Source organism: Halomonas sp. ML-15, assembly GCF_014779595.1.
In the GTDB taxonomy this organism is placed as follows: domain Bacteria; phylum Pseudomonadota; class Gammaproteobacteria; order Pseudomonadales; family Halomonadaceae; genus Franzmannia.
Map to the genome: position 1 here is coordinate 229,946 of NZ_JACXZT010000002.1, position 22,310 is coordinate 252,255.

At 64.9% G+C, this 22,310-nt stretch carries 18 protein-coding genes; 3 read left to right on the top strand and 15 right to left on the bottom strand.

The window, feature by feature from the left end; all coding sequences use genetic code 11:
- Positions 1-162 precede the first annotated feature (162 nt).
- From IEI94_RS02710 to IEI94_RS02725, 4 genes are all read right to left on the bottom strand, one after another.
- Positions 163-4,107 carry a NahK/ErcS family hybrid sensor histidine kinase/response regulator gene (locus IEI94_RS02710; protein ID WP_191165330.1) on the bottom strand — a complete coding sequence of 1,315 codons (3,945 nt, stop codon included), beginning with the start codon at positions 4,105-4,107 and terminating at the stop codon, positions 163-165.
- A gap of 72 nt (positions 4,108-4,179) precedes the next feature.
- Entirely contained in the window at positions 4,180-4,683 is a 504-nt protein-coding gene (locus IEI94_RS02715) for a hypothetical protein (protein ID WP_318153350.1), read from the bottom strand.
- 108 nt (positions 4,684-4,791) lie between these two features.
- Positions 4,792-6,588 (bottom strand): sodium:solute symporter family protein, encoded by a 1,797-nt coding sequence (locus IEI94_RS02720; protein ID WP_191165334.1) that lies wholly within the window; start codon positions 6,586-6,588, stop codon positions 4,792-4,794.
- A 6-nt stretch (positions 6,589-6,594) separates the two neighbouring features.
- Positions 6,595-6,855, bottom strand: a complete 261-nt coding sequence (locus IEI94_RS02725) for a DUF4212 domain-containing protein (RefSeq protein ID WP_095621669.1) — start codon at positions 6,853-6,855, stop codon at positions 6,595-6,597.
- 499 nt (positions 6,856-7,354) lie between these two features.
- On the opposite strand from IEI94_RS02725, the gene IEI94_RS02730 reads away from it, so the two are divergent.
- From IEI94_RS02730 to ttcA, 3 genes are read left to right on the top strand one after another with little or no spacing between them, the layout of a single operon-like run.
- Positions 7,355-9,166 carry a putative nucleotidyltransferase substrate binding domain-containing protein gene (locus IEI94_RS02730; protein ID WP_191165336.1) on the top strand — a complete coding sequence of 604 codons (1,812 nt, stop codon included), beginning with the start codon at positions 7,355-7,357 and terminating at the stop codon, positions 9,164-9,166.
- Positions 9,167-9,219: 53 nt separating this feature from the next.
- Positions 9,220-9,837 carry a 3'-5' exonuclease gene (locus IEI94_RS02735; protein WP_191165338.1) on the top strand — a complete coding sequence of 206 codons (618 nt, stop codon included), beginning with the start codon at positions 9,220-9,222 and terminating at the stop codon, positions 9,835-9,837.
- Between the two features lie 57 nt (positions 9,838-9,894).
- A complete protein-coding gene (gene ttcA / locus IEI94_RS02740; RefSeq protein ID WP_191165340.1) occupies positions 9,895-10,776 on the top strand; it encodes a tRNA 2-thiocytidine(32) synthetase TtcA in 882 nt (293 codons plus the stop codon).
- A gap of 91 nt (positions 10,777-10,867) precedes the next feature.
- Here the strand turns inward: ttcA and fnr are convergent, their stop codons facing one another.
- The 11 genes from fnr to ccoN form a co-directional block, all read right to left on the bottom strand.
- On the bottom strand, positions 10,868-11,611 hold the full coding sequence (gene fnr / locus IEI94_RS02745) for a fumarate/nitrate reduction transcriptional regulator Fnr (RefSeq protein ID WP_191165342.1): 744 nt from the start codon (positions 11,609-11,611) through the stop codon (positions 10,868-10,870).
- Positions 11,612-11,688: 77 nt separating this feature from the next.
- On the bottom strand, positions 11,689-13,104 hold the full coding sequence (gene hemN, locus IEI94_RS02750) for an oxygen-independent coproporphyrinogen III oxidase (RefSeq protein ID WP_191165344.1): 1,416 nt from the start codon (positions 13,102-13,104) through the stop codon (positions 11,689-11,691).
- A gap of 317 nt (positions 13,105-13,421) precedes the next feature.
- A complete protein-coding gene (locus tag IEI94_RS02755; protein WP_191165346.1) occupies positions 13,422-14,123 on the bottom strand; it encodes a sulfite exporter TauE/SafE family protein in 702 nt (233 codons plus the stop codon).
- On the bottom strand, positions 14,123-14,359 hold the full coding sequence (ccoS, locus tag IEI94_RS02760; RefSeq protein ID WP_191165348.1) for a cbb3-type cytochrome oxidase assembly protein CcoS: 237 nt from the start codon (positions 14,357-14,359) through the stop codon (positions 14,123-14,125). The genes IEI94_RS02755 and ccoS overlap by 1 nt, the downstream gene beginning before the upstream one ends.
- Positions 14,356-16,818 (bottom strand): heavy metal translocating P-type ATPase, encoded by a 2,463-nt coding sequence (locus IEI94_RS02765; RefSeq protein WP_191165350.1) that lies wholly within the window; start codon positions 16,816-16,818, stop codon positions 14,356-14,358. Before IEI94_RS02765 ends, ccoS begins: the two co-directional genes overlap by 4 nt.
- 7 nt (positions 16,819-16,825) lie before the next feature.
- On the bottom strand, positions 16,826-17,335 hold the full coding sequence (locus IEI94_RS02770) for a FixH family protein (protein WP_191165352.1): 510 nt from the start codon (positions 17,333-17,335) through the stop codon (positions 16,826-16,828).
- Positions 17,336-17,337: 2 nt separating this feature from the next.
- Positions 17,338-18,771 carry a cytochrome c oxidase accessory protein CcoG gene (ccoG, locus tag IEI94_RS02775; protein ID WP_224749899.1) on the bottom strand — a complete coding sequence of 478 codons (1,434 nt, stop codon included), beginning with the start codon at positions 18,769-18,771 and terminating at the stop codon, positions 17,338-17,340.
- Between the two features lie 161 nt (positions 18,772-18,932).
- The gene (ccoP, locus tag IEI94_RS02780; protein WP_191165354.1) at positions 18,933-19,871 is read right to left on the bottom strand and encodes a cytochrome-c oxidase, cbb3-type subunit III; all 939 of its coding nucleotides are present in this window, start codon (positions 19,869-19,871) and stop codon (positions 18,933-18,935) included.
- The gene (locus IEI94_RS02785; protein WP_191165356.1) at positions 19,868-20,095 is read right to left on the bottom strand and encodes a cbb3-type cytochrome oxidase subunit 3; all 228 of its coding nucleotides are present in this window, start codon (positions 20,093-20,095) and stop codon (positions 19,868-19,870) included. The genes ccoP and IEI94_RS02785 overlap by 4 nt, the downstream gene beginning before the upstream one ends.
- 2 nt (positions 20,096-20,097) lie before the next feature.
- Positions 20,098-20,706, bottom strand: a complete 609-nt coding sequence (gene ccoO / locus IEI94_RS02790) for a cytochrome-c oxidase, cbb3-type subunit II (protein WP_191165358.1) — start codon at positions 20,704-20,706, stop codon at positions 20,098-20,100.
- A 22-nt stretch (positions 20,707-20,728) separates the two neighbouring features.
- Positions 20,729-22,153 (bottom strand): cytochrome-c oxidase, cbb3-type subunit I, encoded by a 1,425-nt coding sequence (gene ccoN / locus IEI94_RS02795; protein WP_191165360.1) that lies wholly within the window; start codon positions 22,151-22,153, stop codon positions 20,729-20,731.
- Between the last annotated feature and the right edge of the window lie 157 nt (positions 22,154-22,310).

The window sequence follows — 22,310 nt, forward strand, 5'->3', positions numbered from 1 at the left end:
GCTCAGGAGCGCCTAGCTGCAAGCGCCTAGCGCCCAGCCGCTCGGTAACGGGCGGCAGGTGCAGTGGACGAAGACGAGAAACCCCAGCGGGTATAGAGTCCGCTGGGGTTTCTACGTATTGACGCCAGCATTGGCGGTGCCATCATCCTGCGGCGCTCGGCGCTATTTCGTCGCCCGGCTGGCCTGCAAGGTGCGGGTCAGCAGGGCGCGTAGCGCCGCCGGGCGCACCGGCTTGAGCAGCAGCTGGTAGCCGGCGCGGCGGACTTCCTCGGCGACCTCATCGGTACGGTCGGCGGTGATCACGATGCCGGGCACGGCGCCGTCGAGGCGCTCGGCGAGGGACTCCAGCGCCATCATGCCGGTGACCTCGTTGTCGAGGTGATAGTCGGCGAGGATCGCGTCCGGGTCACCCTCCAGGTGGCGCAGGATCGACTTGGCGCCGCCGATCGAGGTGGCGGTGAACACCTCGCAGCCCCAGCCGCTGAGCATCGCCTTCATGCCCTCCAGAATCAGCGTCTCGTTGTCGATACAGATGACCTTGGCGCCGGCCAGCTTGTTGCCGCCGCGCCGCGTCGGGCGCTCCTCATCGCTGCTGCGCGGCGCCTGGGCCGCCACCAGCGGCACGCTGACCGAGAACACCGTGCCGAATCCCTCCCAGGAGCGTACCCGAATCGGATGGTCGAGTACCCGGCTCATGCGGTCGGCGATGGAGAGTCCCAGCCCCAGGCCCTTCTCGCTCTCCTTGTGGCGCGAGACCTGGTCGAGACGGCGGAACTCCTGGAAGATCTCCGAGAGCTTCGACTCAGGAATGCCGGGCCCGGAGTCCCACACTTCTATCGAGAGGCGCTCGCCGCGGCGCCGACAACCCAGCAGCACGCGGCCTTGCTGGGTGTAGCGAATGGCGTTGGAGAGGAAGTTCTGCACGATGCGGCGCAGCATCTGGGCGTCGCTGTCGACCCAGCAGCCGGTGGTGACCACCATCAGGTCGAGGCCACGCTCCTCGGCCATCACCTCGAACTCGGCGCGTAGCGGCCGGATGATGTCGGCCAGGGCGAAGTGGCTGCGCCGCGGAGTCAGGGCGCCGGCGTCGAGCTTGGAGATATCGAGCAGGGTGCCGAGCAGCTCCTCGGCGGCCTGTAGCGAGTTGTCGATATGCCCGATGGTGCGCTTCATGTCTTCGGCGTCGACCTGCTGGGCCAGCGCCGAGGTGAACAGCCGTGCGGCGTTGAGCGGCTGCAGCAGGTCGTGGCTGGCCGCGGCCAGGAAGCGGGTCTTGGAGGCGTTGGCGTCCTCGGCGACCTGCTTGGCCTGGCGCAGTGCCTGCTCGGCTTCGGCACGCACGCGGTTCTCCTGGCGTAGCGCGGCATTGGCTTCCGACAGCGCCTGGGTGCGCTCGCGGACCCGCTCCTCGAGGTTCTCGTTGGTCTCCTTGAGGGCGATCTCGGCCAGGCGTCGCTCGGTAATATCCTGGTACAGCGAGAAGAACCCCAGAATCGTGCCGCTGTCGCCAAAGTGCGGCGTGTAGGTGACCAGCATATAGCGGGTGCCGCCGTCGCCGTCGTCCAGCGAGATCTCGAAACTGACGCGCTCGCCGGCGAGGGCGCGCTTCATCCAGGGCGCGCGGTCGCGGGCGATATGCCCCGGCATCACCGCCTCGACCCGCTCGCCGATCACTGCATTGCGGTCGATACCGAAGGCCTGCTCGTAGGCGCGGTTGGTGAAGAGGTAGCGACGCTCCTTGTCGAAATAGGCGATCAGCGCCGGCACGTTGTCGGTGTAGATACGGATATTGTTCTCGGAGCGGATCAGCGCTTCCTCGATGCGCTTCTGCTGGGTGATGTCCTGATAGGTGTAGACGAAGCCGCCGCCCGGCATCGGGTTGCCCTGCACTTCCAGCACGGTACCGTCCTGGCGATAGCGCACATAGCGGTGCGGATGGCCCTGGCGGATGTTGTCGATCAGCAGTTCGACGTGCTCCTCGGGGTCGCCGGGGCCGTATTCACCGTTGTGGGCGTTGTAGCGAAAGATCTTGTCGATGGGGGCGCCGACCCGAATCAGATGGTCAGGGAAGCGGAACAGCTCCAGGTAGCGCTGATTCCACACCACCAGTCGCAGGTTCTGGTCGACCACGCTGATGCCCTGGTTGATGTTCTCGATGGTGGCCTGCAGCAGGGCGCGGTTGAATTCCAGCACCTGGGAGGCTTCGTCGACGATCGAGATCACGTCGGAGATGCCGATGCCGCGCCCCTGCAGCGCCGAGTTGACCACGATGCGTGCCGATGAGGCGCCGAGCACCGAGGCCAGGAAACGCTCGGTGAACTGGATCACGTCGATCGACGCGCGGGCGGTATCCTCCAGCGGTTTGCCGGTGCGCAGGGCGTAGTCGTCGAAGGCCCGTGACACCTGGCCGGCGCCCAGGAAACGTTCGCACAGCACCTTGAGGTCGCCCACCGTGGTGGCACCGGTCCAGGGGCGGTTGACCGAGGTCTGGCGGGTCTCGACGCTATCGACGAACAGCGAGGCCTGGATGCGTTCGACGACCCGCTGTGGGGTCATCTGCGAGACGAAGATATAGAAGAACAGGTTGAGCCCCAGCGACAGCATCACGCCGTGGGTGAAGCTGTCGCCGATATTGAGGCCGAACAGCTGGGTCGGCGCCAGCCAGCCGATGCCCAACGGGCCGCCGGTCAGCCACCCCTGGGGCAGCACGCCGGCGGTGATCAGGGTCGGCATCAGCAGGGTATAGGCCCAGATGCCGAAGCCGATATTCATGCCGACGATCACGCCCAGGCGGTTGCCGCGCTTCCAGTAGAGGCCGCCGAGCAGCGCCGGGGCGAACTGGGCGGCGGCGGCGAACGACAGCATGCCGGTGGAGGCCAGGGTGCCGTATTCGGCAATCAGCTGATGGAAGCCGTAGGCCAGGGCCAGAATGGCGACGATGGTCACGCGCCGGGCGCGCAGTACCAGACGGCCATAGTCGCGGGGCTTGGTGTCGAACCAGCGCAGCCGGAACAGCGCCGGAATCACGATCTCGTTGGAGATCATGATCGATACCGCCACGGCGGCCACGATCACCATACCGGTGGCCGCCGAGAAGCCGCCGATAAAGGTCAGCAGCGTGAGCAGCTCGTTGCCGGTGGCCATGGGGATGGCGAGTACGAAGGTGTCGGGTTCGACGTCACCGCCGGGGAACATGATCAGGCCGGCGGCGGCCAGCGGCAGCACGAAGAAGCCGATCGCGACCAGGTACAAGGGGAACAGCCAGCGCGCCTTGGTGGCGTCGTCGCGGTGGGTGTTCTCGACTACCGCGACATGGAACTGCCGCGGCAGGCAGAATATGGCCAGCATGGCGAGCAGGGTCTGGGCCCAGAAGCTGCGGCCGAAGTCCTGGGTGGCCAGCTGCTGCTGCAGCTGCATCTGCTGATCCGCCTGGCTCAGCAGGTCGCCGAGCCCACCGAACAGCCCCCAGGTGACGTAGGCGCCGAGGATCAGGAAGGCCAGCAGCTTGACCAGCGACTCGAAGGCGATGGCGTGCACCAGCCCCTCGTGGTGCTCGGTGGCATCGGTGTGACGAGTGCCGAACAGGATCGCGAACACCGCCATCACCGCGGCGACATAGAAGCCGGTGTCGGCGAACAGCGGCGTACGGGTCAGATCCGAGGTATCGGTCAGCACCATGAAAGAGGTCGATACCGCCTTCAACTGCAGGGCGATATAGGGCAGGGTGCCGATCAGCGCTACCAGGCTGGCGAAGGCCGCCAGCGACTGGGTCTTGCCGTAGCGCGAGGCGATGAAGTCGGCGATCGAGGTGACGTTCTGGTGCTTGGCGACGCGAATCATCTTGGCCAGTACCGGCCAGAACAGCAGGAAGGTCAGGATCGGCCCGACGAAGATGCTGGCGAACGACCAGCCCGAGGTCGCTGCTTCGCCCACCGCCCCGTAGAAGGTCCAGGAGGTGCAGTAGATGGCCAGCGCCAGGCTGTAGATCACCGGTCGCCGACGGCTGGCGCCATGCAGCCTGGCGTGGCGGTCGCCGCGCCAGGCGATGGCGAACAGCACGGCGATATAGGTCAGTGAAACAGCGATCAGCAACCAGCCAGCGAACATGCGCACTCCCCTAAGTCTGCGGCCATGTTAAGCCAATCCGCTGGCGGGTGGCAGGGCCATTTGCGGCGGTAGTTAGCCGGCGTTGCATACCGCGTGGTAGAGCGGATCGCCGTCGTCGAGGCTGCGCAGCGCCGAAAGCTGTGGCTGCCGGGTCTCAGCGGACAGCGGGATCAGTTCCTGAGAGGCACAGTTCATCAGATAGGCCTGATGGGTGACCAGGTCCACGTAGTGACGTTCAAAACGGTAGCGGATGAACTCTACCAGTCGCTCACCGTCGCTCTCCGTGACCGACAGATTGGCCTGGTCGACCACTTCGAAAGCGTTGGCGATAGGGAAAAAGTAGGTCCAGGGCCGCCAGAAGGCCCCGCCGTGCTCCACCGATACCACTTCTGCAGAGTCGGGTAGCTGCAGCTGCTTGTGGCTATACCAGGTGTACTCGTGATGGATCTGATAGCCGAGAACCCCGAGCCCTGCGCAGGCCGGGATGATCCAGCGCGGCAAACGCTTGCCGCTGAGAAAGCGCAGCAGCAGCCCGAGGCCGGCGGCGCCGAGGCCGGCAAAGGCGGCTGCAATCAAGTGCCATATCATAATATACCTTTCTGAAAGCAGTCGGGCTTCCCTGGGGGAAGCCCGACGCGTTGCGGTGAGCGAGCCCCGGCGCCTGGCGCCGGGGGCCATTATGGCTTAGTGGTCGACGGCACCACCAGCACCTTTCGGATAGCGCACGCTTTCCACCAGGTCCTGGATCTCCTGAGGAGGCTCCTCGGTAGCATGTGATACCGCGAAGGCCACGGCGAAGTTGATCATCGCCCCTACGGCACCGAACGACAGTGGTGAGATGCCGAGGATCCAGTTGTCCGGAGTGTTCGGCAGCATGTTGGTGCCGGGAATGAACAACCAGCCAAGGTAGGTGAAGATGTACAGCAGGGTGGCGACCAGGCCAGCCAGCATACCGGCCACGGCACCCTTGCTGTTCACCCGCTTGGAGAAGATCCCCATCATCAGCGCCGGGAACAGTGAGGCGCCAGCGATCCCGAAGGCGAGGGCGACCGTCTGAGCGGCGAAGCCCGGCGGGTTGAGGCCCAGATAGGTGGCCAGCAGGATGGCGCCGGCCATCGAGATGCGAGCCGCCAGCATCTCACCCTTCTCGGAGATGTTGGGATTGATGGTCTTCTTGATCAAGTCATGACTGATCGCCGACGAGATGGCTAGCAGCAGACCCGCCGCGGTGGAGAGTGCCGCTGCGATACCGCCTGCGGCGATCAGACCGATGACCCAGCCCGGCAAGTTGGCAATCTCCGGGTTAGCGAGTACCAGGATATCGTTGTTGACCTCCAGCTCATTGCCTTCCCAGCCGAGTTCGGCAGCGGTGTCGGCGAAGTCCGGGTTGTCATCGTTGTAGACCTGGATACGGCCGTCATTGTTGAGATCGGTGAACTCGATCAGGCCGGTCTCTTCCCAGGTTCTGATCCACTCGGGGCGCTCTTCGTAGAGCAGGGCGTTGTCCAGGGCCTCTTCGTAGTTCTCCACCTGGCCAGCGGCATCGGGGTATATCGTCGTCAGCAGGTTGAGGCGCGCCATGGAGGCGACCGCCGGTGCAGTCAGATAAAGCAGGGCGATAAATACCAGCGCCCAGCCGGCCGACCAGCGCGCGTCGGCGACCTTGGGCACGGTGAAGAAGCGGATGATGACGTGGGGCAGGCCCGCGGTACCGACCATCAGCGACAGGGTGAACAGCACCATGTTGAGCTTGTTGTCGACGTCGGCGGTGTAGTCGCGGAAGCCGAGCTCGTTGAGCACTGAGTTGAGCTTCTCGAGCAGCGGCAGGCCAGACTCGGTGTGGGTGCTGAACATGCCGAACATCGGGATCGGGTTGCCGGTCAGCTGCAGCGCGATAAACACCGCCGGAATGGTGTAGGCGATGATCAGTACTACATATTGGGCGACCTGGGTGTAGGTGATGCCCTTCATGCCGCCGAATACCGCGTACAGGAACACGATGAAAGCGGCAATCCAGATCCCCCAGGTGTTGCTGACTTCGAGGAAGCGCGAGAAGGCAACGCCAGCGCCGGTCATCTGGCCGATGACGTAGGTCACTGAGGCGACGACCAGGCACACCACGGCGACGATGCGCGCGGGGGTGCTGTAGAAGCGATCACCGATAAAGTCCGGCACCGTGAACTTGCCGAATTTCCGCAAGTAGGGGGCCAGCAGCATGGCCAAGATGACATAGCCGCCGGTCCAGCCCATCAAGAAACTGGAGTTGGCGTAACCCCCGGAAGCGAGCAGGCCCGCCATGGAGATGAACGAAGCCGCCGACATCCAGTCGGCGGCGGTGGCCATGCCGTTGGTAATCGGATGTACGCCGCCGCCGGCGACGTAGAAGTCCTTGGTCGAGCCCGCGCGGGCCCAGATCGCGATGCCGACGTAGAGGGCAAAGGACGCCCCGACGAACAGCAGATTGATGGCAAACTGACTCATGTCTGCTTACTCCCCCAGGCCAAACTGCGCATCGAGCTTATTCATTCTCCACGCGTAGAAGAAAATGATGCCGATAAAGGTCAGGATGGAGCCCTGCTGGGCGAACCAAAACCCAAGGTCGGTGCCGCCAATGGGAATGCCGGACAGCAGGGGGCGTAGCAGAATGGCGAAGCCGTACGATACCAGCGCCCAGACGATCAGACAGCCGGTGATCAAACGCACATTCGCTTTCCAGTAAGCAGCGGCATTGGACTTATCATCTGCCATGGTGAAGCTCTCCACATGTGTTGGAAGTGTTGGTGTGGTGATGAAAGTTGGCGTTATCCAGCAAGGCAATCGCACCTATCGAACGGCAGTGGCGGTGTCATCAAAAAGTATATGACTAACGTCGACCCCATTATCCACGTGTGATTGCCCTGCGTGATTCACGAGTGATAGTGGTCAATATATGGCGAAAAATAAATCCCAGACTTTGGTATCACGCCTTTTGTTGATGGATATTCAATTATTCTATTTCTTTAATTATCAATGACTTATTATTAATACCGAAGAAATTTGAGGGGTGCTTTTGCTCCACTATAGGACGATGGTATAGCCCCCAGTCAGCGATGCTGTGTTCTGGAGAAGAGATGTCGTTGAACGATAGTCTAGCTGTCGGAGGTGTCGCGGGCTTTGCTACTCTATGGTTGTTAAACAGTGTCAGTGTAAAAGAGTTAACCCAAAGTATACGAGCGGAAAGTCTTACGCGTCTTCGAGGCACCTATCCATGGTCGATGTCGATCTTTCCCAACCACCTTTCACGCTACTCGATGAGGATGGGCGGGATCGGGTGCGTGGCGGTGTCGACCTGGCCTATTTCGATAACCAGGAAGTCATCCTCGATGCCGGACAGCCAGGTGAATTTGTATTCATGATTCATAAGGGTGAAGTGGCCGAGCTCGATCCGACCATGCCGACAGCGGCGTCGCGGATTGGCCACTACACCGCCGGCGATCTTTTCGGTGCGATCAGCATCCTCAATGGCAAGAGCCGCTACCGCTTCCAGGCCGAGCAGGAGAGCCTCTGCTATCTGCTGCCCAAGGCGCTGTTTCAGCGGCTATGCGATGACTATCCGGCCTTTGCCGAATTCTTCCGTCAGAGCCTGACCCACAAGGCGCGCCTGTTGACCGAGAGGCGCGCCGAGGGGGGGGTGACCATGGCCGGCTTTATGCTGGCACGTATCGGCGAGTGCATGCGCGAGCCGCTGGTGGTCGACCAGGCCACCAGCATCTTCGATGCCGTCAGCACCCTGAATGCCAGCCACGCCGACAGCCTGCTGGTGTGCGACGGCGAGCGTTTCGGCATGGTTACCAAGACCGACCTGCTCAACGCGCTGGTGATCAAAGGCCTGACCCAGGAGCGTCCGGCCATCGAGGTGGCGCATTTCGAGCTGGTCACGGCCAGCGCCGACCAGTATCTGTTCGAGGCGCTGGTGCGCATGACCCGCCATGAGGTGGCGCGGGTGGTGGTGGTCGAGGACGGCAAGCCGGTGGGGGTGGTCGAACTCACCGATGTGCTGAGCTTCTTCTCCAGCCGCAGCTACGTGGTCAGTCTCCAGGTCGAGCAGGCCGACAGCCTCGATGAGCTGGCCCGGGCCAGTGCTCGTACGCCGGAGCTGGTGCGCGCGCTGATGGCCCAGGGCGTCAAGCTGCGCTTCGCCATGGGCCTGCTGGCGGCGCTCAACGGTCGCATCATGGCCAAGGCGTGGGGCTTCGCCATCGACGAGGCCCACCGCGACGCCAGCTGTCTGGTGGTGATGGGCAGCGAGGGGCGCGGCGAACAGATCCTCAAGACCGATCAGGACAACGCCCTGATCCTGGCCGATGATCACGCCTGGCCGGGGTGCGAGACACAGATGCACGACTTCACCAAGACGCTGATCCGCCTCGGTTATCCGTCGTGTCCGGGCAATATCATGGTCTCCAATCCCGAGTGGGTGGGCACCGTCAGCGAGTGGCGAGAGCGGATTGCGCGCTGGGTGGCACGGCGCGATGGCGACAGCCTGATGAAACTCGCCATCATGCTCGATGCCCACGCTGTGGCGGGCCAGACGGCGCTGCTCGACGGGGTCCGCGACGAACTGTTCGAGCGCTGCCGGCGCGACGAGATACTGCTCTCCTACTTTGCACGCACCGCGCTGCGTTTCTCGACGCCGCTGACGCTGTTTGGCTCGCTGAAGAAGCCGCAGCACGGGATCGATATCAAGAAAGGCGGCATCTTTCCCATCGTGCACGGTGTCCGCACCCTGGCGTTGGAGCGCGGTATCCGTGCCACCTCGACCCTCGAACGACTCGATGCCTTGGCCGAGGACGGTCGTCTGGAAGAGCGTTTCGCCGAAGACCTCGGCGAGGCGCTGGCGATGTTTACCGAGCTGCGCCTGCGTCAGCAGCTCGAGCGTGATGGCGACGGTGAGGACGCCAACCGGGTGGTGGTGCAGCAGCTGTCGTCGCTGGAGCGCGACCTGCTGCGCGAGGGGCTGCATATGGTCAAGGATTTCAAGCAGCGACTATCGCAGCGCTTTCATCTGGAATATAGCTGAGGCCTGTCGCCTCGGCCCAAGACAACAACCAACGAAGAGCCGTGGAGGTTCTTATGCTGCGCGCCCTGCGCCGAGCCAGCGACCGCCGCCGCCATGCCGAAGGCGAGTATGGCTGGCTGTTTCACCCCTATACCGGCAACGAGATGGTGGCTATCGACTGCGAAACCACCGGCCTTGACACCCGCACTGCCGAACTGGTGTCGATCGCCGCGGTCAAGGTACGTAACGGTCGCGTGCTGACCAGCGAGTCGCTGGATCTGCGGCTGCAGCGACCCGCCAGTCTCAACGGTGATTCGATCCGCATCCACGGGCTGCGCGGCATCGACCTGGATGGCGGCGATTGCGTCGAAGCGGCGCTCGACAAGCTGCTCGACTTTATCGGCAATCGACCGCTGATGGGCTGGTGCCTGGATTTCGACATGGCGATTCTCAACCGCCATCTGCGGCCGCGCTTCGGCTTCGACCTGCCCAATGCCTTGATCGAGGTGTCGCAGCGTTATGTTCGCGATCTGCGCCGCACCCATCCCGAGATCGAACCCAATCTACGCTTCGAGGCGGTGGCCAAGGCCCTCGGCGTGCCGGTGATCGGCCGGCATACCGCCCTGGGCGACGCGGTGACCGCGGCGCTGATGTATCTGCGTCTGGAGAGGGGCGCGATGCGCGGCGACTGACTCCATCGCCCGGCGATGGTAAGATGGCCGCCCATTTCCGGCCCCGATGCTGCGATCATGTCCGAGATACTCTCCCCCCAGGCGGTGGGCGCCAGCGACGCCCGCGACAAGCGTGAGTTCAACAAGCTGCAGAAGCGCCTGCGTCGTCAGGTGGGCAATGCGATCATCGACTACGGCATGATCCGTGACGGTGACAAGGTGATGGTCTGCCTCTCCGGTGGCAAGGACTCCTACACCATGCTCGAGATCCTGCGCAGCCTTCAGCGCAGTGCGCCGGTAGATTTCTCGCTGGTGGCAGTCAATCTCGACCAGAAGCAGCCCGGCTTTCCCGAGCAGGTGCTGCCCGAGTATCTCGACGCCATTGGCGTGGACTACCACATCCTCGAGCGTGACACCTATTCGGTGGTCAAGGAGAAGACCCCGGAGGGCAAGACCACCTGCGCGCTCTGCTCGCGGCTGCGGCGCGGCTCGCTGTACGGTTTCGCAGAGGAGATCGGTGCCACCAAGGTGGCGCTGGGCCACCATCGCGAGGACATCCTCGAGACGCTGTTCCTCAACATGTTCTTCGGTGGCAGTCTCAAGGCGATGCCGCCCAAGCTGCTCTCCGACGACGGCAAGAACATCGTGATTCGCCCGCTGGCCTACTGCCGCGAGGCGGATATCGCCGAGTTTTCGCGGCGCATGGCGTTTCCGATCATTCCCTGCAACCTGTGCGGCTCGCAGCCCAACCTGCAGCGTCAGGTAGTCAAGGAGATGCTCTCCGAGTGGGAAGCCAAGCACCCAGGGCGGCTCGAGACCATGTTCAAGGCGGTGACCAACGTGGCACCGTCGCAGCTCGCCGACCGCGAGCTGTTCGACTTCGCCGGCCTCGAGGACGAGCAGGCGCAGCGCCAGGCCAACCGCATCGAGGCTTTCGATCTGGCCAGCCAAGTGGGGTAGGGCACCGTCACCCCGGTTGCTGAACCGAAAAAAGTGCAGCGCCCCCGTCGATCACTCGGCGGGGGCGCTGTCGTTGCGGTGCTGAGCGTGACTAGAGGCAGCCGTCGCCTTCGGCCAGGCCTTCGAGTGCCGTCAGGTCGAGAATATTGACCTCGCGGCCGGCCACGGCCACCAGCTGCTGCTGCTGGAAGCGGCCGAGGATGCGGCTGACGGTTTCCACCGCCAGTCCCAGGTAGTTACCGATATCGGCGCGCGACATCGACAGGCGAAAGCTGTAGGCCGAATAGCCGCGGCGCCGGAAGCGATTCGAGAGCCCGATCAGGAAGCTGGCCAGGCGTTCGTCGGCGGTCTTGCGCGACAGCAGGCGCATCATCCGGCGGTCGTCGCGCATCTCCTTGCTCATGCTGCGAAACAGCTGGGTGCGTAGCTCCGGCAGCTGTTCGGAGAGGTGATCCAGGCGGTCGAAGGGGATCTCGCACACGGTGGTGGTCTCGAGGGCGGTGACCGTGCCGGGGTAGCGTTCGTCGTCGATGGCGTCGAGTCCAACCAGTTCGCTGGGCAAGTAGAAGTTGGTCAGCTGATCTTCGCCATTCCCCTCGCTGGCGAGCTGCTTGAGGCTGCCCGAGCGTACCGCGAACACGCTGGTGAATGTCTCGCCCTGGCGAAACAGCGCCTCACCCTTCTTGAGTGGCGCGCGGCGTCGAATGATGGCGTCGAACTGATCGATGTCGGACAGTTCCAGGGCTAGCGGCAGGCACAGCGAGCTCAGGCTGCAGGTCTGGCAGCGCGTCTCGTGCAAACGAGCGCTTCTGGGAGCGGTGGCGGGGGCTGGCATGACCTCCTCCTGGATGGTGGCATTACCCTCAGTATGGTGGATCGTGGCGCTACGGCAAAGGATACTTTCCGGCATGATCAAAGGATCCTCGAGTAGCGCGGCCCCTGGCCCGGCGTGAGGTGAGCGTCGAAAGCCATCGCCAGGTGCCGAATCAGTAGCTTGCCGATCGGAGTGGCGGTCAGGGTCAGGCCACGGCGTTTGATGAGGCCGTCGCGCTCGGCGTCTTCGAGCTGGCGCAGGCTGTCGGCGAAGTAACGCTCGGCGTCGATGCCAAAGCGAGAGCCGAGCTCGGCCAGGTCAAGACGCATATCGCACATCAGGCGCTCGATGGCGTAGCGGCGGTAGTGGTCGTCTGGACTTAGTCGGACCCCGCGCTGGGTTGCCAGGCGGCCGCTGTCCAGTGCTGCCTCGTAGCTGGCCAGGTCGGTGGGGTTCTGGGCATAGAGGTCGTCGACCCGCGAGATCGCCGAGACTCCGAGCCCTATCAGGTCGCTATCGGCGTGGCTGGAGTAGCCCTGGAAGTTGCGCTGCAGGGTGCCGTGACGCTGGGCCACGGCGAGGCTGTCGTCGGGACGCGCAAAGTGATCCATGCCGATATGCACATAGCCGGCGGTCTCGAGCATGTCGATGCTGGTGCGCAGGATGGCGAGTTTTTCGTCGGCGCTAGGCAGGTCGGCCTCGCTGATGCGCCGCTGCGGCGGGAAACGCTGCGGCATGTGCGCGTAGTTGAACACCGACAGCCGTGCCGGGGCCATGTCGATGACCTGCTCCAGGGTCGCCGCGAAGCTGTCGCGGGTCTGGTGCGGCAGACCGTAGATCAGGTCCATGTTCAGTGAGCGAAAGCCGAGCCGGCGCGCCTCGTCGACCAGGTTTTCGGTGAGTACCCGGGGCTGCACGCGATTGATGGCCTTCTGCACTCGCAGGTCGAGATCCTGCACCCCCAGGCTGATGCGGTTGAAGCCCAATGCCTGCAGGTGCCGCAGGGTCAGCATATTGGCTTCGCGGGGGTCGATCTCGATGGCGTAGTCGCGCTGGGGATCGCTGCTCAGGCCGAAGCGGCTGTGCAGGCGGTCGACCAGATCGCTCATCTGGTCGAGGGTCAGGAAGGTCGGCGTGCCGCCCCCCCAGTGCAGCTGGCTGACCGGGCGTGAGGTGTCCAGATGCCGCGCGGCGAGCACCATCTCGCGATCGAGCCGCGCCAAGTAGGGCTCAGCGAGACGCGTGTTCTTGGTGGCGATCTTGTTGCAGGCACAGTAGAAGCAGATCTTGCGGCAGAACGGCACGTGCACGTAGATCGACAGCTGCCGGCCACCGGCATTGCTGCGCGACAGAGCCTCGGACAGCGCTTCTGCGCCGACGCCATCGTGAAACGATAGCGCGGTGGGGTATGAGGTGTAGCGCGGTCCGCTGATATCGTAGCGGCGAATCAGCGCCTCGTCCCAGGCAGAGGATGCCGCCGCCTGGGGTGGCGCGATGGGCGTGGCGTAAGACATGGGGCACTCCTGACGAGGAACTTGCGCCCATGCTAGCGCCGGCGCGACGCGGCGATCTTGCCTTGGATCAAGTCGTGGCGGTTTTGTGGCGGGGTTATTGGCGCTGCGCTTAGCGAAGGACGCCGAGGCGGTCAGCGCGGCATAGAACACCGCTCGGGACTGATCCGTCGGCAGGCCTACGAGGGGGCGCTGTAAACCCGTCCCTGGGCGCTACCTTGCGCCATCCATGGCGCAAACCCCCTCTTCGGCCTGCCCCCGGCGTCCCTCGCTATGGTCGTGGAACTGAGCCGGCGGCAGGTGCCGGGCATCTCCATCATTCAGTGGCCGGTGGCGCCCGGCAGTAGCCGCCACAGCTGCCAGAGTGCGAAGGCGATGATACTGAGCGCGGCCACAGCGCGGGTGGCGGGGTGGCGGATCAGCCCCGCCAGGCTATTGGCGGCGAAGCCGGTGGCCAGCACCGCCGGCAGGGTGCCGAGTCCGAAGGCGGCCATCAGTGCCGCGCCCTGCAGCGGGCTTGCCAGGGTCAGGCTCCAGGCCAGCATCGAGTAGACCAGCCCGCACGGCAGCCAGCCCCATACCGCGCCCAGGGCCACCGCCTGGGGGATCTTGACCACCGGCATCAGGCGCCTGCCGTAGGGTTCGATATGGCGCCACAGCCGGCGGCCGAGGCGCTCGACTACCAGCAGGCCCTTCCACCAGTTGGCGATATACAGCGCCATCAGGATCAGCATGATCGCCGCCAAGACCTGGAACACTAGGCGCACCTCGCCGGCCAGGCCACCGATCAGGGTGCCGAGTCCGGCGACCAGCGCGCCGGCCAGCATATAGCTGGCGATGCGGCCCAGGTTGTAGCCCAGCAGCAAACCGGTGAGGCGCGCCGGGTGGCGCATGCTGGGCGGCACGGCGAAGGTCAGGGCGCTCATGATGCCGCCGCACATGCCGATGCAGTGAGCGCCACCGAGCAGTCCGAAGACGAAGGCGGCTGCCAGCGGGGGAAGGTCCAGGCCAGTGGGGTCCATTAGCGCTGGGTGGGCTCGTCATCCTGGGGTGGCGGAGCGTCGCGCTGGGCCGCCTGGGCGCGGCGGCGCTGGCGCTCCTCCGGGGTGAGGTCGTTCTCGTCCTCGTCGAACAGGATGCGGTGGGCGGGGCCTTCGAGGTCCTCGAACTGGTCGTTGCGCACCGCCCAGAAGAAGGCCCAGACGGCCAGGGAGAGCAGGATCAGCGTCAGCGGAATCAGCAGATAGAGAATCGTCATGCGGGCTCCGGAGTGAGGGCGGGCGGCGCGGGGCTAGCGGGCTGCATACGGGTCAGGCGCAGGGCGTTGCCGACCACTACCAGCGAACTCGCTGACATGCCCAGGGCGGCGACCCAGGGCGGTACGACGCCGAGGGCGGCAATCGGCAGCGCCGTGGCGTTGTAGCACACCGACCAGATCAGGTTCTGACGGATGATGCGCCGCGTGGCCCGGGTCAGCTCGATGGCCTCGACGATACGCCCCAGGCGCGGGCTGAGCAAGACGGCATCGGCGCTGGTGCGGGCCAGGTCGGTGGCGCCGTTCATGGCGATCGAGACGTCGGCGCCGGCCAGCACCGGCACGTCGTTGATGCCGTCACCGACCATGATGACCTGCTCGCCGGCGGCCTGGCGTGCCTCGATATGGGCGAGCTTGTCCTCGGGGCTGGCGCCGGCCTGCCAGTCGTCGATACCGAGCTGGGCGGCCAGTGCCGACACCGAGGCCGGGGTGTCCCCCGACAGCAGGCTGACCGCCAGCCCCTGGGCCTTGAGACCGGCAACGGTGGCGGCGGCGTCTTCGCGCAGGTGGTCGCGCAGGGCGAACCAGGCCAGCGGCTTGTCGTCAGTGGCCAGCAGCAGCCACTGGCCGTCGCTGGGCGGTTCGAGGCCGTGTTCGGGGGCGGCGAAGGCCGGCTTGCCGAGGCGGTAGCGCTGGCCGCCGATATCGCCCTCGAGACCCAGCCCGGGGCGACTGACTACGTCGCTGGCGCGTAGGGTGGAGAGCCGGTGGGGGCGAAACGCTCGGGCGATAGGGTGCTCGGAGTGGGCCTCCAGGGCGGCGGCCAACTGGCGCAGGCGCTCGGCGTCGAGCCGTGCCGCCAGCGGGCGGGTGTCGACCAGCTGCATTTCGCCGCGGGTCAGGGTGCCGGTCTTGTCGAAGATCACCCGGGTCGCCTGGGAGAGCCCCTCGATAGCGTGGGCGCGTGTCACCAGCACGCCGCGACGGCGCAGCTGGCCGTGGCCGGCGGTGAGCGCGGTGGGGGTGGCCAGCGCCAGGGCGCAGGGGCAGGTCACCACCAGCACCGAGAGGGTCACCCACAGCACCCGCGACGGGTCGATAAACCACCACACCACGGCCACCCCGACCACCACCACCAGCAGGCGCAGCACGAACAGGTGGGCCATGCGCGCGGCGGCCTCGGCGATCTTGGGGCGGCTGGTAAAGGCGCGATCGGTGAGGTCGACGATGCTGGCGACCCGCGCCTCGCGGCCGGCGTGGGTGACGCGCACCGTCAGCGGGCTCTCGACGTTCTGGCTGCCGCCGGTGACGGTGTCGCCGACGCCGCGGCTGACCGGCAGGTACTCGCCGCTGAGCATGGACTCGTCGAGGCTCGATTCACCGACTTCGATGACGCCGTCGGCGGGCACGCTGTGACCCGGCTTGACCAGCACCAGGTCGCCGGCAGTGAGCTGGCTGGCGGGCAGGATACGCTCTTCGCCGTCGGCGGTGAGACGGATCGCCGAGAGCGGCAGGGCGCCGGACATGGCGTTGCCGCTGTGGCCGCTGCGGCGACGCGCGCGGGCCTCGACGTAGCGGCCGAAGAGCAGAAAGCAGGTGAACATCGCCACCGAGTCGAAGTAGACCTCGCCGACGTCGAAGATCACCGCATAGCCGCTTGCCAGGTAGGCGCCGCCGATGGCGATCGACACCGGCACATCCATGCCCAGGGTGCGCGTGCGCAGGTCGCGCAGCGCGTTGCGGAAGAACGGCTGCGCCGAGAACAGCACCACCGGCGTGGTCAGCGCAAACGACAGCCAGTGAAACAGGGCGTAGAAGTCGGCGCTGATCTGGCCCGGCTCGGCGACGTAGATCGGCACCGAGAACATCATCACCTGCATCATGCCCACCGCGGCGACGATCAGGCGGCGCACGTTCATGCGCTCCTCGTGCTGAAGCCGCGCCTGGGCGGCGTCGGGCTCGTAGGGCTGGGCGCTATAGCCGATGGCGGCCATCTCGGCGAGGATCCGCGACAGCGAGATGCGGGCTGGGTCCCAGCCGACCCGCACGCGATGGTGGCTGAGGTTGACGGCGCTCGAGGTGATGCCGTCGAGGGCGTTGAGGCGATGCTCGATCAGCCAGGCGCAGGCGGCACAGGTGATGCCGTCTACCGCCAGGGTGGCGGCCACGCCGTCGCCGTCGGCGTGCACGAACTGGCGCTGCAGGCCGGGGTCGTCGAACACCGCCCAGGTTTCGGCCTTGACCGCCTGGCGGTCGTCGGGGCGCTCGGGCAGCTCGGTACGAAAGCGGTAATAGCTGCCCAGGCCACCATCGACGATGGCGTGGGCCACCGCCTCGCAGCCGGGGCAGCAGAGTGCATGGCGCTGATCGTCCAGCTTGATGGACCAGGGCGCATCTGGGGGCACCTCACTGCCGCAGTGGTAGCAGCTAGTTGATGCCGCCACGGCGAGAGACTCGCTCATGCTTGCCTCAACCAGGGCCGCCCGGCGCCAGCGAGATGGCGTCGTCGACCGGGAAGGTCGCTTCGCCGCTCAGGCGCCACTCCGGGGTCTCGTGATCCGGCTGCAGCTGCAGGTACCAGCGGTAGTTGAGACGCTCCTCGGCCTGGCCGATATAGCGGCCGTCGCGGACATGCTCGAGGGTGAAGGTCTGGTCGCGATCATCGCGGGTCGGGAACAGCAGCTGAAGGATCAGTCGCTCGGGGCGGTCGTCGCCGGCCAGCTCGAGGGTGATATCGCCGGTCTGGTCGTCGATGCGCAGGTCGCCGACGAGCTCCAGCTCGGCGGCGCGCTGCTGCTTGGCCAGCACCATATTGATGGCGCGGCCGTGTTCGTAATAGTCCTCCTGGACCATGCCGTCGGCGGAGCGTATGGCCATCACCGCCAGGGTGCAGCTGGCGGTGATCGAGGTGAACAGCAGGCCGAGCAGCAGCCACGGCCAGAACTGCTTGTACCAGGGGGTGACGGGGATGGTGCTCAAGGCTATCTCCTGATCTGTCCAATAAAGCGCGATTCGCGCGTCTGGCTGATGCTGGCGTCGCTCTCCGACACCAGGCGCACCTCAATGGGCATGCTGGGCATGTCGATCTGCTCGGGGTCGAGGGTCAGCTCGATCACCGCCAGCCGCGAGCTGTTGGCGCCGATACGCACGCTGTCATTGCCGACCAGCGTCAGCCCCTCAGGGCCGGATACGTGAATGCGATAGGTGTGTTCACGATCGTCGAGGTTGCGCACGTTGAGGGTGTAGACGTTGCTGATGCGGCCGTCGCGGGTCTGCTGATAGAGGCTGTGGCGATCGCGCTCGAGATCGAACTCGAGCGGCACGCGCTCGCTCAGCGCCCAAGCGAACAGGCCGATGGCGATCGCCAGCGCGGCCAGGTAGCCGGCCAGGCGCGGGCGCAGGATATGTGTCTTGCCCCCCTCGAGGACGCGTTCCGTAGTGTAGCGCACTAGCCCGCGGGGGTAGCCCATGCGATCCATGACGCTGTCGCAGGCATCGATGCAGGCGGCGCAGCTGATGCACTCATACTGCAGGCCGTCGCGGATATCGATACCGGTAGGGCAGACCTGCACGCAGAGCTCGCAGTCGATGCAGTCGCCGAGCCCCTGGGTCTTGGGGTCGGCGTCGCGCTTGCGCGAGCCGCGTGGTTCGCCGCGGGCGCTGTCGTAGGAGACGATCAGGGTGTCGCGGTCGAACATCACCGACTGGAAGCGCGCATAGGGACACATGTAGATGCACACCTGCTCGCGCAGCCAACCGGCGTTGAGGTAGGTGAACACCATGAAGAAGCCGACCCAGAAGTAGGCCCAGCCGTGGGCCTCGAGGGTGGGAAGCGTCACGATCAGTTCACGGATCGGCGTGAAGTAGCCGACGAAGGTGACGCCGGTGGCCAGGGCGATCAGCAGCCAGACGCTATGTTTGGCGGTCTTGCGCCACGCCTTGTCGAGGCTCATCGACTGTTGGTCGAGCTTGATACGGCGGTTGCGGGTGCCCTCCAGGCGGTGCTCGACCCAGATGTAGAGAAAGGTCCAGACGCTCTGCGGGCAGGTGTAGCCGCACCATACTCGTCCGGCGAAGACCGTGATCAGGAATAGCCCGAAGGCGCAGATAATCAGCAGCCACGAGAGCAGGATGAACTCCTGGGGGTAGAAAGTGCCGCCGAGGATGTGGAACTCCCGCGAGGGCAGGTCGAACCACACCGCCGGACGGCCGCCCCAGGTGATCCAGGGCGTGGCCAGAAACAGCAGCATCAGCGCCCAGTTGGCGCTGCGCCGCAGGCGCTGGAATAGCCCTTTGATCTCACGTACGTAGATATGCCGCCGGCTGGCGTACATGTTCTGCTGCACGCTGGTAGGAGGATGATGGCCGACTGCCGTATCGGACGTAACGTCTCGGCTGGGAATCCGCTCGGACATGTCGATCTCACCACGCGCGCAGGGCGCTGAAACAGGGAAGAGGAGAGGAGAATTGTACCGTCGCTTCAGGGACGATAGCGCTGGTGCGACCGCGGGCCGCACCCGCAAATCGCACCGGCAGCAGTGGTATTACGCAGGCGCCGCCAGGCGCCAGTCGTGGATCACTCCTCGTCGTGGTCGAGATTGAGGCTGTAGACGTAGGCGGCCACCAGGTGCACGCGCTCCTCGCCGATATAGGCGGCCTGGGCCGGCATATGGCCGTTGCGGCCATTGCGCAGCGTCTGGCGCACCGAGTCGGCGACGCTCTGCCCGGGGGCTTGGTAGAGCCAGATGTCGTTGGTCAGGTTGGGCGCACCGAGGGCCTGGTTACCGAGGCCCTCGGCACCGTGGCAGGCGGCGCAGGAGGCGGCGTAGATCGGCTGGCCCTGGTCTGCGCGCTCCTCATCGTGGTCGAGGTCGGATAGCGCCAGCACGTACTGGGTGACGTTCTCGATATTGGTGGCGCCAAGCTGCTGCCAGGACGGCATCAGGCCGTTACGGCCGCGTACCAGGCTGGTGACGATATTGTCCGGCTCGCCGCCGTAGAGCCAGTCGCCGTCGGTGAGGTTGGGGAAGCCGTAGCCGCCCTGGGCGTTGGCGCCGTGACACACCGCACAGTTGTTCTGGTAGATACGCTCGGCCACGCGCATGGCGTCGGCATCCCGCGCCAATTCGGGAATCTCGATCTCGTTGTACTGAGCGAAGATCGGCGTATAGCGCTCCTCGGCGCGGGCCACTTCGTCCTCCCACTGGCCGACCTGAGTCCAGCCGAGGATGCCGCGGAAGTTGCCCAGGCCTGGGTAGAGCGCCAGATAGCCCAGCGAGAAGATGATGGTGCCGATGAACAGCATGAACCACCAACGCGGCAGCGGGTTGTCGTACTCCTCGATGCCGTCGGCGGCATGGCCGGTCGTCTCGACGTTACCCTCGGCGTCCGGCACCTTGTCGGTGCGGCGGTTGGCGAACAGGATCCAGGCGCAGAAGGCGATGGTGCCCAGCGTGATGACGATGATCCAGGCGCTCCAGAAGCCTGAGAGGGAGTCATCCCAGAGATTGCTCATGTGTTCTTGTCTCCCTTGTCGGTGCGGGATTCGGCCTTGCGAGTGTCAGGCTCGCGTTCTGGGGCGCTGGCGTCTGGCGGCAGCTCATCGTCATCGGCGAACGGCAGGTTGGCGGCCTCCTCGAAATCCGGCTTGCGGCGCTTCGAGTAGGCCCACCAGGTGATGCCGAGGAAGGAGACCAGCACCAGGAAAGCGATAATGCCGCGAAAGGTTCCGGTATCCATGATCAGCGGGTGCCCTCGAGCACGGTGCCGAGCTGCTGCAGGTAGGCAATCAACGCCGTGATTTCCTGCTGGCCGCGTACCTCGGCGGTGGCATTCTCGATGTCTTCGTCGGTGTAGGGCACGCCCATGCTGCGCAGCACTTGCATCTTGCGCGGTGTGCTATCGCCGTCCAGGGTGCGTTCGAACAGCCACGGGTAGGCCGGCATGATCGACTCGGGCACCACGTCGCGGGGGTTGTACATGTGCGCACGGTGCCAGTCATCGCTGTAGCGACCGCCGACGCGGGCCAGGTCCGGGCCGGTGCGCTTGGAGCCCCACAGGAAGTTGTGCTCGTAGACGAACTCGCCGGCCACGCTGTAGTGGCCGTAGCGCTCGGTCTCGGCGCGGAATGGGCGGATCATCTGCGAGTGGCAGCCGACACAGCCCTCGCGGATGTAGATATCACGCCCTTCGAGTTCCAGGGCAGAGAGCGGCTCGAGGCCCTCCACCGGCTCGGTAGTGTCCTCCTGGAAAAACAGTGGCACGACCTCGGCCAGGCCACCGAAGCTGATCACCACGAGGATCAGCACGGAGAGCAGGCCGACGTTCTTTTCGACAATCTCGTGTTTCATGCTAACGACTTCCCCGGGTTGCTCAGGCGGTCTGCGGCAGCGGCTGCTGGGCAGCGGTGCTACGCTTGATGGTCATATAGGTGTTCAGGGCCATCAGCAGCATGCCGGTGATCCAGAACAGGCCACCGATCCAGCGTACGATATACCCGGGCCCGCTGGCCTCCACCGACTCGATGAAGGTGTACATCAGGGTGCCGTCCGGATTCACGGCGCGCCACATCAGGCCCTGCAGGATGCCGTTGACCCACATCGCGGCGATGTACAGCACGGTGCCGATGGTCGATAGCCAGAAGTGTATGGCGATCAGCTTGATCGAGTACATCTCGGTCTGGCCGTAGAGCCGTGGTAGCAGGTGATAGATCGAGCCGATGGTGATCATTGCCACCCAGCCCAGTGCCCCGGAGTGAACATGGCCGATGGTCCAGTCGGTGTAGTGCGACAGCGCGTTGACGGTCTTGATCGCCATCATCGGCCCTTCGAAAGTCGACATGCCGTAGAAGGACAGGGCGACGACCAGGAAACGCAGGGTCGGATCGGTGCGCAGTTTGTGCCAGGCGCCGGAGAGGGTCATCATACCGTTGATCATGCCGCCCCAGGAGGGCGCCAGCAGGATGATCGACATGATCATGCCCAGCGACTGGGCCCAGTCCGGCAGGGCGGTGTAGTGCAGGTGGTGGGGACCGGCCCACATGTAGATGATGATCAGCGCCCAGAAGTGAACGATCGACAGGCGGTAGGAGTAGACCGGACGCTCGGCCTGCTTGGGCACGAAGTAGTACATCATGCCCAGGAAGCCGGCGGTGAGGAAGAACCCGACCGCGTTGTGGCCGTACCACCACTGCACCATGGCGTCGATGGCGCCGGCGTAGATCGAGTAGGACTTCATCATCGTCACCGGAATGGCCGCATTGTTGACGATATGCAGCACCGCGACGGTGAGGATGAAGGCGGCAAAGAACCAGTTGGCGACGTAGATATGCGGGGTCTTGCGAATCTTGATCGTGCCGAGGAAGACGATGGCGTAGGTCACCCAGACGATGGCCAGCAGGATATTGATCGGCCACTCCAGCTCGGCGTACTCCTTGGAGGTGGTGAAGCCCATCGGCAGAGAAATCACCGCAGAGACAATCACCGCCTGCCAGCCCCAGAACGTGAAGGCGGCGAGCTTGTCGGAGATAAGACGCGTTTGACAGGTGCGCTGGACCACGTAGTAGGAGGTGGCGAACAGCGCCGAGCCGCCGAAGGCGAAGATGACGGCGTTGGTGTGCAGCGGACGCAGGCGGCCGAAGCTCGTCCACGGCAGTCCAAGGTTCAGTTGTGGCCAGATCAGCTGTGCGGCCAGGATGACACCGATGGCCATGCCAACGATGCCCCAGACCACCGTCATGATCGCGAACTGCCGAACTACCTTGTAGTTGTAGGTCGGGTGTTCAAATGCTGTGCTCATGTGAGGTTCCCATCGAACGCGTAAGGGGGAGACGTTCCGAGCGCTAGTGTGCCCGGGCGCGGCCGCCCGCATAATGATGCAGATCAAGATATCAGGCGGCGATTCTAGCGCAGCCGTCGCCTAAGCTGAACATCCAATATATGCACGAGCGCAGACC

Coding starts and splice junctions, on each gene's coding strand:
- IEI94_RS02735 (WP_191165338.1), top strand. CDS start 9,220: ATGCTGCGCGCCCTGCGCCGAGCCAGCGACCGCCGCCGCCATGCCGAA.
- ccoP (WP_191165354.1), bottom strand. CDS start 19,871: ATGAGCAATCTCTGGGATGACTCCCTCTCAGGCTTCTGGAGCGCCTGG.
- ccoN (WP_191165360.1), bottom strand. CDS start 22,153: ATGAGCACAGCATTTGAACACCCGACCTACAACTACAAGGTAGTTCGG.
- IEI94_RS02755 (WP_191165346.1), bottom strand. CDS start 14,123: ATGGACCCCACTGGCCTGGACCTTCCCCCGCTGGCAGCCGCCTTCGTC.
- IEI94_RS02710 (WP_191165330.1), bottom strand. CDS start 4,107: ATGTTCGCTGGCTGGTTGCTGATCGCTGTTTCACTGACCTATATCGCC.
- IEI94_RS02765 (WP_191165350.1), bottom strand. CDS start 16,818: ATGAGCGAGTCTCTCGCCGTGGCGGCATCAACTAGCTGCTACCACTGC.
- hemN (WP_191165344.1), bottom strand. CDS start 13,104: ATGTCTTACGCCACGCCCATCGCGCCACCCCAGGCGGCGGCATCCTCT.
- ttcA (WP_191165340.1), top strand. CDS start 9,895: ATGTCCGAGATACTCTCCCCCCAGGCGGTGGGCGCCAGCGACGCCCGC.
- IEI94_RS02730 (WP_191165336.1), top strand. CDS start 7,355: ATGGTCGATGTCGATCTTTCCCAACCACCTTTCACGCTACTCGATGAG.
- IEI94_RS02725 (WP_095621669.1), bottom strand. CDS start 6,855: ATGGCAGATGATAAGTCCAATGCCGCTGCTTACTGGAAAGCGAATGTG.
- ccoG (WP_224749899.1), bottom strand. CDS start 18,771: ATGTCCGAGCGGATTCCCAGCCGAGACGTTACGTCCGATACGGCAGTC.
- IEI94_RS02785 (WP_191165356.1), bottom strand. CDS start 20,095: ATGGATACCGGAACCTTTCGCGGCATTATCGCTTTCCTGGTGCTGGTC.
- ccoS (WP_191165348.1), bottom strand. CDS start 14,359: ATGACGATTCTCTATCTGCTGATTCCGCTGACGCTGATCCTGCTCTCC.
- ccoO (WP_191165358.1), bottom strand. CDS start 20,706: ATGAAACACGAGATTGTCGAAAAGAACGTCGGCCTGCTCTCCGTGCTG.
- fnr (WP_191165342.1), bottom strand. CDS start 11,611: ATGCCAGCCCCCGCCACCGCTCCCAGAAGCGCTCGTTTGCACGAGACG.
- IEI94_RS02720 (WP_191165334.1), bottom strand. CDS start 6,588: ATGAGTCAGTTTGCCATCAATCTGCTGTTCGTCGGGGCGTCCTTTGCC.